This is a genomic window from Leisingera sp. ANG59 (genome assembly GCF_013317235.1).
Taxonomy (GTDB): Bacteria; Pseudomonadota; Alphaproteobacteria; order Rhodobacterales; family Rhodobacteraceae; genus Leisingera.
This window is the reverse complement of the sequence record NZ_WLCM01000007.1, coordinates 21,185-36,634: the sequence shown is the minus strand read 5'-3', so window position 1 is coordinate 36,634 and position 15,450 is coordinate 21,185. Positions and strand designations below refer to the sequence as shown.

The following is a 15,450-nucleotide window of genomic DNA, read 5'->3' as shown; positions in this document are numbered from 1 at the left end:
GTCAGTTCAGATTGTTGCGCGCGATGGTGGCCTGCACCACCCGCACCCGGTCCGGATTGGCCGGGTGGGTACCGAGGAAGCGGTCGCCGGGATCCGGCAGCCGGTTGAAGAAACGCACGCCGACGCTGGGCCGGTAGCCGGACTTGTGGGTGATGATGGTGCCCAGCTCATCCGCCTCCAGCTCGAAATCCTTGGAATAGGTGCGGGCGCCGACAAAACCGCCGATATCCTGCGCCGTGGACACGCTGGCGGACCCGCCCCCCGCCAGCGCGGTGATCAGCCCGGCGCCGACGCTGACCAGCGCCGAATTCGTCGCCTGCCGCGCCAGGTGGCCACGGATGTGATGGGCCGCCTCATGCGACATCACAAAGGCCAGTTCGTCGTGGTTGGCGATCTGCCCCAGCATCCGCCGGGTGAAGGTGATCACCGGCCGGCCGTTGCGGTCAAGGCTCTGATAGGCATTGGGGGCGGCGTTCGGGTTCGGGTCGATGCGGATCAGGAAATCGCAGTTCAAACCTTGAGTGCGGCTGCGGCATTCCCGCTCCGCCACCGGCTCCACACGGCGGGTGACCGCGGCAAAGGCGCTGCTCGCCTGACCCGGCGCCAGCCCCTGCACCGGCTGCTGCGGCGCGGTCCGGGCAGGCTGGGGCGCAGGTTCCACCACCATGTTGCAGGCGCTGGCAGTCAGGGCGATGAGACACAGAAAACGGCGCATGGCACATCCTTTTGCAAATCAGCCGCACAATACCGCGCAAGCCCCGGGGATAGCAATTGGCAGGCGGCGGAAGTCCGCCGTTACATTGGAACGATAGTCTGCAATTGCAAGGCCTTGCCAGCAGGTTGCCGGCAGTGCAGGCTGGGGCCATGTTTACCATCGAACATGAATTCGACTCGACGGTCATCACCCTTGTTGACGAGAACGGCACCCCGCTCAACGAGGATGTGACCATCAATTCCTTTGCCGAATGCGTCACGGTCGAGCAATACGACCCGCGCACCGACAGCGTGCAGAAAATCACCCTCTCGCACCTGCAGGTGCGGGACCTCGCCGCCGCACTGGACCTGCCCGAAGGCGTCTACCGCCTGGTTGGCGAGGAGTAGTTCAGCCCGCGCCGGTATAGACAAAGACCTTGTCCCGGGAGGTTGCGCCGCGGCGCAGCTCCAGGTTCGACGCCGCGGTGCCCATCGCCATGGCCAGCAGGCTGCGGATCGCCTCTGTGGCCTTGCCATTCTCCGGCGCCGCAGTGACCGAGACCTTCAGCCCGCCCTCTGCCTGCATGATGGCGTTGCGCGCGGCCTTGGGTGTGGCGCGCACTGCAATCTCCGCGCCCGGCACGCACAGGCGGCTCAGATCCGGCAGGTCTTTCTTCTTCGGTTTTCCCATGAGGTCACTGATGCCCTGTGCAGGCGGCAAAAGCCATAGACTTCACCGCTCTGCCACGGCTATCACCCTGCCAGCGAAACCCGAGCCCCGCCGCCTGCTGCATTTCCGGCACAGATGGCACGCAAGGCCCATTGGCTCTTGAAAAAACGCCCACGGCCGCCGAGATAGGCGGCACCAGATGTAAAAAGGTTTCACATATGCCTGCACGCAATGACGCAGCCCTTGATTTCCTGCTGTCGCGCCGCTCGCGCCCGGCCAAGACGCTGGTGGCGCCCGCCCCCTCGCGGGATGAGCTGCTGCCGATCCTGACCGCCGCCGCCCGCTCCCCCGACCATGGCAAGCTGGAGCCTTGGCGCTTCATCGTGGTGGAGCGGCCCGCAATGGCGCGGCTGGCAGAGCTGACAGAAGAAACCGGTAAACGACTTGGCAAAAGCCCGGAGGACATTGCCAAGGGCCGCGGCCAGTTCGACCAGGGTCAGCTTGCCGTTTTCGTGGTCGAGGTGCAGAAGGACAGCCCCAAGGTCCCGGCCATTGAACAGACCTATTCCGCCGGCGCGGTCTGCCTGGCGCTTCTGAATGCAGCGCTGGCCGCAGGCTGGGGCGCCAACTGGCTGACCGGCTGGGCCAGCCACGACCGCGGCTTCTGTGAAGCCGCCTTTGGCTTGGCGGAAAACGAGCGTATCGCCGGCATCATCCATATCGCCACCGAAAGCTCCGCCCCGCCGGAGCGCCCGCGCCCGGACCTCGACGCAATCACAACCTGGATGAGCGCATGATCTTCACCGCCTTTTTCAAAACCCTCGGCCAGACCGGCGACCCGCGCTTCCGTAAGGTGCTGTTCTTGGGGCTGGGGCTGACCATCGCCCTGCTGATCGCGGCCTATGCGGGCTTCCTGATGCTGATCCAATGGCTTGTCGGCCCGGAGGCCACGCTGCCCATTCTGGGCAAAGTCACCTGGCTCGACGACCTGCTCTCCTTCGGCTCGCTGTTTTTCATGCTGTTCCTGTCGGTGTTCCTGATGGTGCCGGTGGCCTCCGCCATCACCTCGATGTTCCTGGAGGAAGTCGCCCAGGCGGTGGAGGACAAGCACTATCCCGCCCTGCCCCCGGCGGCAAAGGTGCCGTTCTGGGATGCAGTCAGGGACACGGTGAACTTCCTTGGCCTGCTGATCGCGGCCAACATCCTGGCGCTGTTCCTCTATGTGACGTTCCCGCCTGCGGCGCTGTTCATCTTCTGGGGTCTGAACGGCTTCCTGCTGGGCCGGGAATATTTCACCCTCGCCGCTGCCCGGCGGGTCGGCACGGCTGAGGCCAAAAAGCTGCGCCGCCGCCATTCCACCACCATCTGGGCCGCCGGGACGCTGATGGCAGTGCCGCTGTCGGTGCCGCTGGTGAACCTGGTGATCCCGATCCTGGGCGCTGCCACCTTCACCCATATTTACCACGCGCTGTCCCGCCGCTAGGCCGGGGCAACCCACGGCTCAGGCCGCATCCGGGTCAAGGCCGGCGCCAGCCGCCGCGCGGCACGCGCGGTTCAGCCTTGACGCGGCGAAGGCCGCAATACGCGGCAGATGGCGCCTTCAGGGGCAGTCCTGCCCTTGAAGCGCTTCTCAGTAAATCTCTTCCAGGTTCAATCTTGCGCTGCCACCCGCTCCAGCCCAACGGGCTGGCTGCAACCGCGCCGCGCGCCAGCGCGGCGCCATGCCCAACCGGTCCTGAGGCATATCAATGCCTCCCAGACCGGGCGGGAGATCCTGTTGTCGTGATAATCAGATACTGGTGCGGTTCACTGCTGTTCCGGCATCATCCCCATCCAGTCGAAATCATGCACCGAGATCACCCCGGACAGGATGATCGCGCAGATCACGCCCCACAGCACCGCGGCGACGCCGGTGGTGATCCAGGCCTTCTGCTTCAGGAAGTGCTTTTCCGGCGCGCCTGCATGGGTGCCGGGCACCACCTCGCCCTTGTCGCCCTGGGTTTCCAGCCGGATCGGGATGATCACCAGGAAAGTCATGAACCAGATCACCGCATAAAGCACGATTGCGGATGTAATGCCCATTTCCCTGATCTCCCGGAATTGCCCTGCCCCGCATCCGGGACAGGGTGCTCATAGCGTCAAACTTCTTCGAGTTCCACCAGGCAGCCGTTGAAATCCTTGGGATGCAGGAACAGCACCGGTTTGCCATGGGCGCCGATCTTTGGTTCGCCCGAGCCCAGCACCCGCGCACCCTCGGCCTGCAGGTGATCACGCGCGGCCAGAATGTCCTCCACCTCATAGCAGACATGGTGGATGCCGCCTGCCGGGTTCTTTTCCAGGAAGCCGTTGAGGGGAGAATTCTCCCCCAGCGGATACAACAGCTCGATCTTGGTGTTGGGCAATTCGATGAACACCACGGTGACACCGTGATCCGGCTCGTCCTGCGGCGCGCCGACATTGGCGCCCAGCGCGTTGCGGTATTGCGCCGATGCCGCCTCCAGATCCGGGACAGCAATGGCAACATGGTTCAGTCGGCCGATCATCTCTGTTGTGCTCCTCTCACAAACATTCCTCCGCAGCGGTTATGGGGCCATTGCTGCGCCGCGGCAAGTGCGCCAATCCGCACGGGGCGCGGCTTCCGGCGGCAGCGCACGCCGCGTTAACGAGTAATTAGCCTCGTTTCCCTAGCGTTGGAACATATCCGGCTAGGAGGATGTGTCATGGACGATTCGGAACTGTTTGCGGCAGCCCAGCGCCTGCCCACCACCCGGCGCCCGCTTCTGGGGCTGACTATCCTGGTGGTGGAGGACAGCCGCTTTGCCTGCGAGGCGCTGCGCCTGCTGTGCCTGCGCAGCGGTGCCCGGATCCGGCGCGCCGATTGCCTGAAGTCCGCCCGCCGACACCTGCAGGTCTACCGCCCTTCGGTGCTGATCGCCGACGTCGGGCTGCCGGACGGATCCGGCCTCGACCTGATCCGCGAGCTGGCGGAGGCCAACCCGCGCCCCAGCGTGATCCTGGCCACCTCCGGCGACTCCAGCCTGGCAGAGGCCGCGATCGAGGCCGGCGCCGCCGGCTTCCTGGAAAAACCGATCACCTCCCTGGCCGCTTTCCAGCAGGCCGTGCTGTCCAACATGCCCGCAGACCGCCAGCCTTCCGGCCCGCGCCTGCTGGACGATGAAATGGTGCAACCGGACCTGATCGCCTTCCGCGACGACATGGCCCATGCCGCCGACGTTCTGAACATGGGGCAGGAGGAAAAGACCCTGGCCTATCTGGCGCAGTTCCTGGGCGGCGTTGCCCGCAGTGCCGGCGACCGGCCGCTGGCCGATGCCGCCGACCGGCTGGCCCGCTCCCGGCAGAAGGGCAAACCGCTCACTCAGGAGGCTGCAACGCTGGCTGGCCTGGTGCAGGAACGGCTGCAGCGCCGCGCGGCGATCTGATATGGTGGAAGCCTCCATCCTCGCCCTCGCCACGCTGGTCATCGTGCTCTACGGCCAGGTCCGCCTGGAAGCCCGCGCCATCCGCCGCAACCGTACCAGCGATGCAAGCGGCCGCTCTCTGATCCTGCAGCGGCGTGAACGTTAAGCCCGGCAGTACCGGCCTCTGCCGCCTCTTCCGGCGCAAAACCCAAACCCGCGGCCAGCAAGCCACTTCAGCGGCACATTGCAGCAGTGCACCCGTTCAGAAGGATCAGGCTGCACCCCTGCCTCTCCCCTTCTTGCCCGCAATTCTCCCGCGCCCGCAGCCGCACGGCTTGCGCCGTGCCGCTTGGCGGCCTTGCGCCCGGCACCGCCTTTCAGGCGGTGCCGGGCGCAATGGGACGGACCGTTCCCTGAACGGGGCCGAACCGGCGGGAGCCGCTGCCTGCCCCGGCTCTGCACCATTGGTAGCAAGGCCTTACAGCAACAGCCCCGGGTTGCCGCCCATATTCAGGCCGGGAAACACATCCGCCTCCAGCCCGCTCCGCCCGGCACCGGTCAGCCCATGCAGCAGCCAGGCTAGGGGACTGCGCACATCCGCGGTCGGCATCAGGTCGCGGCGGTCGTAAAGATCCGCCTCCGCCAGCCCCGGCCAGCGGCCCAGCACCCGCCCGCCGCGGATGGCCCCGCCTGCCAGCAGCATCGCGCCGCCGGTGCCGTGGTCGGTGCCGCCGGTGCCATTCTCGCGCACGGTGCGGCCGAATTCGGTCACCGCCGCCACCGCCGTCTTGCCCCAGGCCTCCGGCCCCAGGCCGTTCCGCAGGGTCAGAATGGTCTCTGCCAGCCGCCCCAGCGCGTTTTTCAGGCCATTGGCCTGCCGCTGATGGGTGTCCCAGCCGTTGATCGAAAAGGCCGCGATCCTGCTATCGCCGCGCAGCTGCTGCGCCGCATAGGCAGCCACTTCGGCATGGGCCTTGCCCCTCGGCGCGGTCATCATCGACATCATCATGTCCGCATCGCCATCATCCCCGCCGTCCGCCGCGCCCAGGGACAGATCCTGCCGGGTCAGCTCCAGCGCCTCGTTCAGCGCGGCGTGGAACAGCGGGTCGTCCTCCATCAGCAGGCCCGCCAGCCGCTCCGCCTGCGGACTCATCATCAGCCCGGCGCCCGGCGCCCAGTGCGACACCGGCGCGTCTCCTTCCATCAGCAGCATCCGCTCCTGGCCGATCGCAAAGGCGGTGCGCGCCTCTATCCCCGGCAGCAGCTGCAGCAGGCGGTTCAGCCAGCCCCCCGCCGCCTGCCCCGGTCCGGCGGTTCCCGCCTCCAGCAGATCCTGGCCATCGAAATGGCTGCGCCGGTCGCGGTAGGGGGTGGAGACCGCCTGCACGAAGCCCAGCTCTCCCTGCCGCCACAACGGCAGCAGCGGCGCCAGGCCCGGGTGCAAAGCATAAAACCCGTCCAGATCCGATGCCCCTGCGTCCGGGCCGCCGGACAGGGTCCGGCGCAGCCCGGCATAGTCCGGATCGCCATAAGGCTGCACCACATCCAGCGCATCCATGCCGCCGCGCAGGATGATCACCACCAGCCTTGCATCCCAGGGCGCCGCGGCAAGGGTGACCGGAGTCAGCAGCGGGCTGGCCGCCAGCGAGCAGCCCAGCGCGGCAGAACGGGCAAGCAGCGAACGTCTGGTCAGTTTCATCACAATGGCCTCCTGTTAGCGGCGCTGAAAGGCGGGAGAAGAAAGGATCAAGCCGATCCCCTCGGACCGGGTCTCCGCGGCGCGGGCGGCAAAACGGATACGCTCATTGGCATAGGAGCCAAGGGCGGCTTCTGCAAAGGCGCGCGGGTCCGGCAGCTCCCGCAGCAGCCGCCGCGGCGCCGCCATCGCCCAGCGCAGCCGGGCGGCCAGCGCCTGCGGGGTGATCCAGGCGGTGTCTGCCTCCGCCCAGCCGTCCGGACCGGCAGCAAACTCCCAGCGCTGACCCATCGGCGTCAGCGGCGCCAGCAGCAGACCGTTCAGCGGCCCCGGTTTCAGGCGTGCGATCCGTGCCTCCGGCACCGCCAGCGCCCGGCAGGCGGAGGCCAGAAAATCATACGGCGGCTTTACGTTGCCCAGCTCCGGCGCCCAGGCCGCCGGATGCTCCAGCAGCGCCGCATAGACCTGCATCAGATCGCCATTGCCGGCCCGGTACTGTGCGGCCAAATGGTCCACCAAGGCTTGTTCCGGCGCGTCAGAGGTGAAATGCACCGCCAGTTTCCTGGCGATATGGCGCGCGGTGGCAGGATGGCGGGCCAGATCGCGCAAGGCCGCCAGCACCTGCTCCAGCTCCGGATTGCCGCCGCCGTATGCCTTTCCCAGCACCGTCTCAGACCCCGGCTCCGCCATCCCGGGCCGGAAGACAAACCCGTCCTTGCCGCTGAAGGAAAGTCCGGTGAACAGCTCAGCCAGCTGGCGCACATCCGTCTGGCTGTAGGGGCCGTCCACCCCCAGCGTGTGCAATTCCAGCACCTCCCGCGCCAGGTTCTCGTTCAGCCCCGCCAGCCGCTTGCGCCGCTTTGCGGCCCAGCTGGCTGGGCCGGCAGAGTCTTTCTGATCCAGATAGTGCAGCATCAGCGGGCTGGTGACGGCGGCGATCAGCATGTCCTCGAACCGGCCCGCCAGATGCGGCCGGATCACGGTTTCCGCATATGGCGCCGCCAGAACCCGCAGGGCGCCGTTCTTGCCTTGCGCCGTGAAATGATCGGCCCAGAACAGCGCCAGCCGCTCGCGAAAGCCGTCGCGGGTATGGATATGGCGCAGCAGCCGCTGGCCGTGCCATCCGATCCGGGCGTGATTGCGCGCCCGCCGGAAGTCCTTGAAGGCCTTGTCCGCTGCCTCATATCCGGGCTTGCCTTCCTGCCGCTTGCGCTCCTGCCGCAGCTGCCAGAAGGTCCGGCCGCCCGCCATCGCCTCATCGAAACCGGGAACCGGAAAGGCCTGCGCGATGCCGTCCGGCCCTTGCAGGCGCCCCAGCATGGCTTCCGCCGAGGCAGGCGGCGGCACCAGCGGCGACAGCCCGGCGCCAAAGCGGATCTCAGCCATTTCCCCGTCAAACCGCATTGCCCTGCTCTCTCCCTGGACTGTCTGTGCACATGCAGGTTAGGGCATCGCCGCCCCGGCCCACAGGTGATTTTCAAGTGATACGCAAATCTCCGCGCATTCCGTCGCCTGCGCAGCAGTATTTCCGGCCGCAACGAAAAAAGGCCCGGACATCTGCCCGGGCCTCTGAAAAACTCTTGCGGCGGTTACTGATCCTGCGGGATCACCCGCAGCCCCAGCTCCATCAGCTGCTCGGCCATCGGCTCGGAGGGCGCCGCCATCATCAGATCCTCGGCGCGCTGGTTCATCGGGAACATGATGACCTCGCGGATGTTGGCCTCGTCGGCCAGCAGCATCACCATGCGGTCGATGCCGGCCGCGCAGCCGCCGTGCGGCGGGGCGCCGTACTGGAAGGCGTTGACCATGCCGCCAAAGCGCTTGCGCACTTCTTCCTCGCCGTAACCGGCAATTTCGAAGGCCTTGAACATGATCTCCGGCTTGTGGTTCCGGATCGCGCCGGAGACCAGCTCATAGCCGTTGCACGCCAGGTCGTACTGGTAGCCGGTGACGGCCAGAGGATCGCCTTGCAACGCATCCATGCCGCCCTTGGGCATTGAGAACGGGTTGTGGTCGAAGTCCAGCTTTCCGGTCTCCTCGTCCTCCTGGTAGATCGGGAAATCCACGATCCAGGCAAAGGCGAAGCGGTCCTGTTCGGTCAGCCCCAGCTCTTCGCCGATCACGTTGCGCGCCTTGCCTGCAACGGTCTGGAACGTCTTGGGCTTGCCGCCCAGGAAGAAGGCCGCATCGCCCACGCCCAGCTCCAGCTGCTGGCGGATCGCCTCGGTGCGCTCGGGGCCGATGTTCTTGGCCAGCGGGCCTGCCGCTTCCATGCCGTCTGCCCCCTCGCGCCAGAAGATGTAGCCCATGCCCGGCAGGCCCTCTTTCTGGGCAAAGGCGTTCATCCGGTCGCAGAACTTGCGGGAGCCGCCGGTGGGTGCCGGGATGGCGCGGATTTCGGTGCCGTCCTGCTCCAGCAGCTTGGCGAAGATCGCAAAGCCCGAGCCGCGGAAGTGGTCGGAGACCACCTGCATCTTGATCGGGTTCCTGAGGTCCGGCTTGTCGGTGCCGTACCACAGCGCTGCATCCTTATAGGAGATCTGCGGCCAGGTCTGGTCCACCTTGCGGCCGCCGCCGAATTCCTCGAACACGCCCTTCATCACCGGCTCGATGGTGTCGAACACGTCCTGCTGGGTGACAAAGGACATTTCCATGTCGAGCTGGTAGAAGTCGGTCGGCGAGCGGTCGGCGCGCGGGTCCTCGTCGCGGAAGCAGGGCGCGATCTGGAAATACTTGTCAAAGCCCGACACCATCATCAGCTGCTTGAACTGCTGCGGCGCCTGCGGCAGCGCATAGAACTTGCCCGGGTGCAGGCGCGACGGCACCAGGAAGTCGCGCGCGCCCTCGGGCGACGACGCGGTGATGATCGGGGTCTGGTATTCGTTGAAGCCGATGTCCCACATCCGGCGCCGGATCGAGGCCACCATGTTGGAGCGCAGCAGCATGTTCTTCTGCATCTTCTCGCGGCGCAGGTCCAGGTAGCGGTAGCGCAGGCGGGTTTCCTCCGGGTATTCCTGCTCGCCGAACACCATCAGCGGCAGTTCCTCGGATTTCCCAAGCACTTCGATGTCGCGGATGAAGACCTCGATCTCGCCGGTCGGGATCTTGGGGTTCACCAGGCTTTCGTCGCGCGCCAGCACGTTGCCGTCGATGCGGATGCACCATTCGCTGCGGACCTTCTCGATCTCGGCAAACACCGGGCTGTCCGGGTCGGCCATGACCTGGGTCATGCCGTAGTGGTCGCGCAGGTCGATGAACAAGAGGCCGCCGTGGTCGCGGACGCGGTGGACCCAGCCCGACAGGCGGACGGTTTCACCCACGTTGGATTTGTTCAGTTCGGCGCAGGTATGGCTGCGGTAGGCGTGCATGGCTCGGCCTTTCGTTATGCGGGTCGCGGGTCCTTCGGGACCGTCATTCGGGAAATGCGCAAAAGGGCGCGGAATTCGTCCGGGGTGGTACACAAGGTTGCAGCCCGCTTGTCAAGCAAACAGGGCCATTTCCGCGCGGTCTGGCGCCGGAAACCCGCGGTTCCTTACGCCGGCCGGGACCTCCCGCCCCTTCCAGCCCCGCCGGCAAAGCGCCGCTGCGCTGCCTGTCAGACCAGCCGGGCCGGGATCAGCCCGCGCAGCGAGTTGCCCATGTGGATGGCGTTTGCGTCCCTCAGATCCTCTAGGCGCAGCACAGCCTCCAAGCATTGGCCGCTTTCCAGCATCACCTGCCGCAGAATGCCCGGCAGCAGCCCGCAGGAAAGCGGCGGCGTCACCATCCGGCCATCTGCACGGGTCACGAAGAGATTGGTGATAGTGCCCTCGCAGACCTCGCCGCGCCGGTTCAGGAACAGCAGCTCATCCACGCCTTCCGGCATCCCGGCCCGCGCCGTATCATAAAGCGCGCGGCGGGTGGTCTTGTGCTGCAGCCAGATGTCATCGGCCTCCAGCCTGGTGCCCGCTATGCCGAGGCGCCATTCGGAGGGGCTGTTTCCCAGCGGTGCTGTGGTCAGTTCCATTTGCCCGGCCGCATCCAGTGTCAGGCGGCAGCGCAGCGGCGCATTTCCGGCGGCCTCAGCCAGAACCGCCTGCGCCTGCTCAGGATCAAAGGGAATGCCAAAGGCCGCCGCGCTGCGCCCTATCCGGGCCAGATGCTGCGCCAGATGCCGGAATCCCTGCCCCGGATGCCAGCCCAGCGTTTCGATCAGGCGGAAAGCGGGATCGTTCTGGAGGGCGTCACGCGGGCGAACCGGGCTTTCCATAGGGCTTCCTCATATTCCGATTCCGCAGTGCTGTCCCAGACCACGCCGCCGCCCACGTTGAGCGTCGCGCGGCCGTCTTCCAGCATCAATGTGCGGATGGCCACGTTGAACTCCGACGCGCCGTCCGGCGCGGCCCAGCCGATGGTGCCGCAATAGATGTCGCGCGCCCAGGGCTCCAGCTCGGCCAGGATCTCCATCGCGCGGATCTTGGGCGCGCCGGTGATGGAACCGCAGGGGAACAGCGCCGCAAAAATCTCTGCCAGCCCGGCATCGGGCTGCAGCTTTGCCCGCACCAAAGACACCATCTGGTGCACGGTGGCATAGCTCTCCACCGCAAACAGCTCCGGCACATGCACCGAGCCTGTTTGCGCCACGCGGCTGATGTCGTTGCGCAGCAGGTCGACGATCATCAGGTTCTCGGCCCGGTTCTTCTCATCCTGGCGCAAAAAGTCGCGGCGGCGGGCGTCCTCCACCGGGTCGTCGCTGCGCGGCTGGGTGCCTTTCATCGGGCGGGTCTCGATCACGCCCTCCGCATCGGTGCGGAAGAACAGCTCCGGCGAGCGCGACAACAGGTCCGGCAGCCCGTCCTGTTCGACCAGCACGCCGTGGCCGACCGCCTGCTTGGCTTGCACGGCGGCATAGAGCTCCTCAGCCGTGCCATAGGCGTCCGCATCAATCGGAAAGGTCAGGTTGGCCTGATAGATGTCACCCTTGCCGATGTTGCGGTTCACCTCAGTGAAAGCTTCGGCGTAGCGCTCGTAGGTCCAGCGGGGTGTAATGCCCTCTAATCCTGCATCACCCGGCTGATAAGCCGGGCAGCGCCCGTCCCGCCCCCCACGGGGCGGGCGCTTCGCTTCCTCCTCGTCGGGCCGGGCGCTGCCCTGAGCATCTTGAGGCAGCGGTTCTTCATAAACCCCGAAGCAGATCAGCGGCAGCCGCCGGTCTGTTGGCATCCGGCCCGCCAGCTTTGGCTCCAGCGCATAGCCCAGCTCATAAGACGCATAGCCCGCCAGCCAATGCCCGGCGTCCCGCGCCGCATCCAGCGCCGCCAGCGCAGCAGACACCTCTTCCGGCCCGTCCGCGCGGATCATGCGCAGCGGCTGGTCAAAGCATGTGCCAGCCCCCTTGGGGCCCCGGTCAAAGCGAATCCGCACTGAAAAAATCTCCGCGAGTTTCTTGCCCCCACATATATCTGTTCGCTATGCGAACAAAAGGGGTGGATGCGGCATTTCCAATTCCGTTTCCGATACCCCTTGAACCTTTCGGCGCGGTCCCTATAACGCAGGACAATTTGGGCGCACGCCAGCGCCCGTGATTCAAAGCCTGCTCGCGCGAAAAACCAAAGGAAGCCTGCCATGCCCAAGAGAACGGACATCCAGTCGATCATGATCATCGGAGCCGGTCCGATCGTCATCGGGCAGGCCTGCGAGTTTGACTACTCCGGCGCCCAGGCCTGCAAGGCGCTGCGCGAAGAAGGCTACCGGGTCATTCTGGTGAACTCCAACCCGGCCACCATCATGACCGACCCCGGTCTGGCCGACGCCACCTATATCGAACCGATCACGCCCGAAGTGGTCGCCAAGATCATCGAGAAAGAGCGCCCCGACGCGCTGCTGCCGACCATGGGCGGGCAGACCGGCCTCAACACCTCGCTGGCGCTGGAAGAGATGGGCGTGCTGGAGAAATTCGGCGTTGAGATGATCGGCGCCAAACGCGACGCCATCGAGATGGCCGAAGACCGCAAGCTGTTCCGCGAAGCGATGGACCGCCTCGGCATCGAGAACCCCAAGGCCACCATCGTCACCGCGCCCAAGCGTGAAAACGGCACCGCCGACCTGGACGAAGGTGTGCGCATCGCGCTGGAAGCGCTGGACGAAATCGGCCTGCCCGCGATCATCCGCCCTGCCTTCACCCTCGGCGGCACCGGCGGCGGTGTGGCTTATAACCGCGACGACTACATCCACTTCTGCCGCTCCGGCATGGATGCATCGCCGGTGAACCAGATCCTGGTGGATGAAAGCCTGCTGGGCTGGAAAGAATATGAGATGGAAGTGGTCCGCGACAAGGCGGACAACGCGATCATCGTCTGCTCCATCGAAAACGTCGACCCGATGGGCGTGCACACCGGCGACTCGATCACCGTGGCGCCGGCGCTGACGCTGACCGACAAAGAATACCAGATCATGCGCACCCACTCGATCAACGTGCTGCGCGAGATCGGCGTGGAAACCGGCGGCTCCAACGTTCAGTGGGCGGTGAACCCCCACGACGGCCGCATGGTGGTGATCGAGATGAACCCGCGGGTATCGCGTTCTTCCGCGCTGGCCTCCAAGGCAACCGGCTTCCCGATTGCCAAGATCGCGGCCAAGCTGGCGGTGGGCTACACCCTGGATGAGCTGGACAACGACATCACCAAGGTGACTCCGGCCTCGTTCGAGCCGACCATCGACTATGTCGTCACCAAGATCCCGAAATTCGCCTTCGAGAAATTCCCGGGCTCCGAGCCCTACCTGACCACCGCGATGAAATCGGTGGGTGAGGCGATGGCCATCGGCCGCACCATCCATGAATCGCTGCAAAAGGCGCTGGCCTCGATGGAATCGGGCCTGACCGGCTTTGACGAGGTGATGATCGACGGTGTCGGCGCCGGACCGTGGGAGCCTGCAGGCGACACCGCCGCGGTGATCAAGGCCATCGGCAAGCAGACCCCCGACCGGATGCGCACCATTGCGCAAGCAATGCGCCACGGGCTTTCGGATGATGAAATCCAGGCCGTCACCAAGTTCGACCCCTGGTTCCTGGCCCGCATTCGCGAAATCGTCGAGGCCGAGGCCGAAATCCGCGAAAGCGGCCTGCCGTCGGATGAGGCCGGTCTGCGCGCGCTCAAGATGCTGGGCTTCACCGATGCCCGCCTGGCCAAGCTGACCGGCCAAAAAGAGGCCGAGGTCCGCAAGGCCCGCCGCGCCCTGGGCGTCAACGCCGTGTTCAAGCGGATCGACACCTGCGCCGCCGAATTCGAGGCGCAGACCCCCTACATGTACTCGACCTACGAGACCCCGGCATTCGGCGACGTCGAATGCGAGGCGCGCCCCTCGGACAAGAAGAAAGTCGTCATCCTCGGCGGCGGCCCCAACCGGATCGGCCAGGGCATCGAGTTCGACTACTGCTGCTGCCACGCCTGCTTTGCGCTGACCGACGCGGGTTATGAAACCATCATGATCAACTGCAACCCCGAGACTGTGTCGACCGACTATGACACCTCGGACCGGCTGTATTTCGAACCGCTGACGTTCGAGCACGTGATGGAAATCCTGCGGGTGGAGCAGGACAACGGCACCCTGCACGGCGTCATCGTGCAGTTCGGCGGCCAGACCCCGCTGAAACTGGCAAACGCGCTGGAGGCCGAGGGCATCCCGATCCTGGGCACCTCCCCCGACGCCATCGACCTGGCCGAGGACCGCGAGCGCTTCCAGGCGCTGGTCAACCAGCTGGGCCTGAAGCAGCCGAAGAACGGCATCGCCTCCACCGACGAACAGGCGCTGGAAATCGCAGGCGAAATCGGCTTCCCGCTGGTGATCCGCCCGTCCTATGTTCTGGGCGGCCGGGCGATGGAAATCGTCCGCGACATGGACCAGCTGAAGCGCTACATCGCCGAGGCGGTGGTGGTCTCCGGCGACAGCCCGGTGCTCTTGGACAGCTACCTGGCTGGCGCGGTTGAGCTGGACGTGGATGCGCTCTGCGACGGCAAGGACGTGCACGTCACCGGCATCATGCAGCACATCGAGGAAGCCGGCGTGCACTCCGGCGACTCTGCCTGCTCGCTGCCGCCCTACTCGCTCGACAAGGACGTGATCGAGCAGATCAAGGAACAGACCAACGCCCTGGCGCTGGCGCTGAACGTGGTCGGCCTGATGAACGTGCAGTTCGCGATCAAGGACGGCGAGATCTACCTCATCGAAGTGAACCCGCGCGCCTCGCGCACCGTGCCGTTTGTTGCCAAGGCCACCGACAGCGCCATCGCCTCCATCGCCGCCCGCGTGATGGCCGGCGAGCCGCTGACCAACTTCCCGATGCGCCCGCCCTACGGCCCGGATGCGGGCTATGACGTCAACACCCCGATTGCCGACCCGATGACCCTGGCCGACCCGGACATGCCCTGGTTCTCGGTCAAGGAAGCAGTGCTGCCCTTCGCCCGCTTCCCGGGCGTCGATACCATCCTCGGCCCGGAAATGCGTTCCACCGGCGAAGTCATGGGCTGGGACCGCTCCTTTGCCCGCGCCTTCCTCAAGGCGCAGATGGGCGCCGGCATGGTGCTGCCGTCCAAGGGCCGCGCCTTCATCTCGATCAAGGACGCCGACAAGGGCCAGCTGATGCTGGAAGCGGCGCAGATCCTGGTGGAACAGGGCTTCACCCTGGTTGCCACCCGCGGCACCCAGAACTGGCTGGAAAGCCAGGGGGTGGCCTGCGAGCTGGTGAACAAGGTCTATGAGGGCCGCCCGCACGTCGTGGACATGCTGAAGGACGGCGGCGTCCAGCTGCTGATGAACACCACCGAGGGCGCGCAAGCGGTTGAGGACAGCAAGGAAATGCGCTCCGTCGCGCTGTATGACAAGATCCCCTACTTCACCACCGCGGCCGGCGCCAACGCCGCCGCCCGCGCCATCAAGGCGCAGGCCGAAGGGGATGTCGAGGTGAAGTCGCTGCAGGGCTGAGCACGCACCCG

The 15,450-nt window shown here is 66.0% G+C and carries 15 protein-coding genes; 6 read left to right on the top strand and 9 right to left on the bottom strand.

The features are described from left to right. Nucleotide 1: 1 nt before the first annotated feature. Nucleotides 2–715 carry a M48 family metalloprotease gene (locus GKC28_RS08545; RefSeq protein ID WP_174146487.1) on the bottom strand — a complete coding sequence of 238 codons (714 nt, stop codon included), beginning with the start codon at nucleotides 713–715 and terminating at the stop codon, nucleotides 2–4. 149 nt (nucleotides 716–864) lie between these two features. Here GKC28_RS08545 and GKC28_RS08540 point away from each other — a divergent pair, with 149 nt between their 5' ends. After that, entirely contained in the window at nucleotides 865–1,101 is a 237-nt protein-coding gene (locus GKC28_RS08540; RefSeq protein WP_174146486.1) for a hypothetical protein, read from the top strand. 1 nt (nucleotide 1,102) lies between these two features. Here the strand turns inward: GKC28_RS08540 and GKC28_RS08535 are convergent, their stop codons facing one another. Next, on the bottom strand, nucleotides 1,103–1,384 hold the full coding sequence (locus tag GKC28_RS08535; protein WP_174146485.1) for a DUF167 domain-containing protein: 282 nt from the start codon (nucleotides 1,382–1,384) through the stop codon (nucleotides 1,103–1,105). 197 nt (nucleotides 1,385–1,581) lie between these two features. Here GKC28_RS08535 and GKC28_RS08530 point away from each other — a divergent pair, with 197 nt between their 5' ends. Beyond that, entirely contained in the window at nucleotides 1,582–2,160 is a 579-nt protein-coding gene (locus GKC28_RS08530) for a nitroreductase family protein (RefSeq protein WP_174146484.1), read from the top strand. Further along, complete coding sequence (locus GKC28_RS08525; protein ID WP_174146483.1) at nucleotides 2,157–2,846, top strand: EI24 domain-containing protein; 690 nt, start codon at nucleotides 2,157–2,159, stop codon at nucleotides 2,844–2,846. The genes GKC28_RS08530 and GKC28_RS08525 overlap by 4 nt, the downstream gene beginning before the upstream one ends. Nucleotides 2,847–3,169: 323 nt before the next feature. On the opposite strand, the gene GKC28_RS08520 is transcribed toward GKC28_RS08525, so the two are convergent. Next, on the bottom strand, nucleotides 3,170–3,445 hold the full coding sequence (locus tag GKC28_RS08520; protein WP_174146482.1) for a DUF1467 family protein: 276 nt from the start codon (nucleotides 3,443–3,445) through the stop codon (nucleotides 3,170–3,172). 56 nt (nucleotides 3,446–3,501) lie between these two features. Continuing rightward, nucleotides 3,502–3,906, bottom strand: a complete 405-nt coding sequence (mce, locus tag GKC28_RS08515) for a methylmalonyl-CoA epimerase (protein WP_174146481.1) — start codon at nucleotides 3,904–3,906, stop codon at nucleotides 3,502–3,504. A gap of 177 nt (nucleotides 3,907–4,083) precedes the next feature. Between mce and GKC28_RS08510 the strand changes: the two genes are divergently transcribed. Both GKC28_RS08510 and GKC28_RS08505 read left to right on the top strand, forming a co-directional pair. Next, nucleotides 4,084–4,803, top strand: coding sequence for a response regulator (locus GKC28_RS08510; RefSeq protein WP_174146480.1), 720 nt, complete (start codon nucleotides 4,084–4,086; stop codon nucleotides 4,801–4,803). 1 nt (nucleotide 4,804) lies between these two features. After that, a complete protein-coding gene (locus tag GKC28_RS08505; protein ID WP_174146479.1) occupies nucleotides 4,805–4,948 on the top strand; it encodes a hypothetical protein in 144 nt (47 codons plus the stop codon). 312 nt (nucleotides 4,949–5,260) lie between these two features. On the opposite strand, the gene GKC28_RS08500 is transcribed toward GKC28_RS08505, so the two are convergent. From GKC28_RS08500 to GKC28_RS08480, 5 genes are all read right to left on the bottom strand, one after another. Beyond that, the gene (locus GKC28_RS08500) at nucleotides 5,261–6,481 is read right to left on the bottom strand and encodes a DUF1501 domain-containing protein (protein WP_174146478.1); all 1,221 of its coding nucleotides are present in this window, start codon (nucleotides 6,479–6,481) and stop codon (nucleotides 5,261–5,263) included. 15 nt (nucleotides 6,482–6,496) lie between these two features. Then, nucleotides 6,497–7,882, bottom strand: a complete 1,386-nt coding sequence (locus tag GKC28_RS08495; RefSeq protein WP_174146477.1) for a DUF1800 family protein — start codon at nucleotides 7,880–7,882, stop codon at nucleotides 6,497–6,499. A 185-nt stretch (nucleotides 7,883–8,067) separates the two neighbouring features. Continuing rightward, on the bottom strand, nucleotides 8,068–9,846 hold the full coding sequence (aspS, locus tag GKC28_RS08490; RefSeq protein ID WP_174146476.1) for an aspartate--tRNA ligase: 1,779 nt from the start codon (nucleotides 9,844–9,846) through the stop codon (nucleotides 8,068–8,070). 227 nt (nucleotides 9,847–10,073) lie between these two features. Then, entirely contained in the window at nucleotides 10,074–10,727 is a 654-nt protein-coding gene (locus GKC28_RS08485) for an aminotransferase class IV family protein (RefSeq protein ID WP_174146475.1), read from the bottom strand. Next, on the bottom strand, nucleotides 10,670–11,881 hold the full coding sequence (locus GKC28_RS08480) for an aminodeoxychorismate synthase component I (protein ID WP_174146474.1): 1,212 nt from the start codon (nucleotides 11,879–11,881) through the stop codon (nucleotides 10,670–10,672). The genes GKC28_RS08485 and GKC28_RS08480 overlap by 58 nt, the downstream gene beginning before the upstream one ends. 201 nt (nucleotides 11,882–12,082) lie before the next feature. Between GKC28_RS08480 and carB the strand changes: the two genes are divergently transcribed. After that, complete coding sequence (gene carB / locus GKC28_RS08475; protein ID WP_174146473.1) at nucleotides 12,083–15,439, top strand: carbamoyl-phosphate synthase large subunit; 3,357 nt, start codon at nucleotides 12,083–12,085, stop codon at nucleotides 15,437–15,439. Nucleotides 15,440–15,450 lie beyond the last annotated feature (11 nt).

Excerpts from the sequence above, each read along its gene's own strand:
- GKC28_RS08505 (WP_174146479.1), top strand. The coding sequence starts at position 4,805 with ATGGTGGAAGCCTCCATCCTCGCCCTCGCCACGCTGGTCATCGTGCTC.
- carB (WP_174146473.1), top strand. The coding sequence starts at position 12,083 with ATGCCCAAGAGAACGGACATCCAGTCGATCATGATCATCGGAGCCGGT.
- GKC28_RS08500 (WP_174146478.1), bottom strand. The coding sequence starts at position 6,481 with ATGAAACTGACCAGACGTTCGCTGCTTGCCCGTTCTGCCGCGCTGGGC.
- GKC28_RS08510 (WP_174146480.1), top strand. The coding sequence starts at position 4,084 with ATGGACGATTCGGAACTGTTTGCGGCAGCCCAGCGCCTGCCCACCACC.
- GKC28_RS08520 (WP_174146482.1), bottom strand. The coding sequence starts at position 3,445 with ATGGGCATTACATCCGCAATCGTGCTTTATGCGGTGATCTGGTTCATG.
- GKC28_RS08495 (WP_174146477.1), bottom strand. The coding sequence starts at position 7,882 with ATGCGGTTTGACGGGGAAATGGCTGAGATCCGCTTTGGCGCCGGGCTG.
- GKC28_RS08530 (WP_174146484.1), top strand. The coding sequence starts at position 1,582 with ATGCCTGCACGCAATGACGCAGCCCTTGATTTCCTGCTGTCGCGCCGC.
- aspS (WP_174146476.1), bottom strand. The coding sequence starts at position 9,846 with ATGCACGCCTACCGCAGCCATACCTGCGCCGAACTGAACAAATCCAAC.
- GKC28_RS08485 (WP_174146475.1), bottom strand. The coding sequence starts at position 10,727 with ATGGAAAGCCCGGTTCGCCCGCGTGACGCCCTCCAGAACGATCCCGCT.
- GKC28_RS08525 (WP_174146483.1), top strand. The coding sequence starts at position 2,157 with ATGATCTTCACCGCCTTTTTCAAAACCCTCGGCCAGACCGGCGACCCG.
- GKC28_RS08545 (WP_174146487.1), bottom strand. The coding sequence starts at position 715 with ATGCGCCGTTTTCTGTGTCTCATCGCCCTGACTGCCAGCGCCTGCAAC.
- GKC28_RS08540 (WP_174146486.1), top strand. The coding sequence starts at position 865 with ATGTTTACCATCGAACATGAATTCGACTCGACGGTCATCACCCTTGTT.
- GKC28_RS08535 (WP_174146485.1), bottom strand. The coding sequence starts at position 1,384 with ATGGGAAAACCGAAGAAGAAAGACCTGCCGGATCTGAGCCGCCTGTGC.
- mce (WP_174146481.1), bottom strand. The coding sequence starts at position 3,906 with ATGATCGGCCGACTGAACCATGTTGCCATTGCTGTCCCGGATCTGGAG.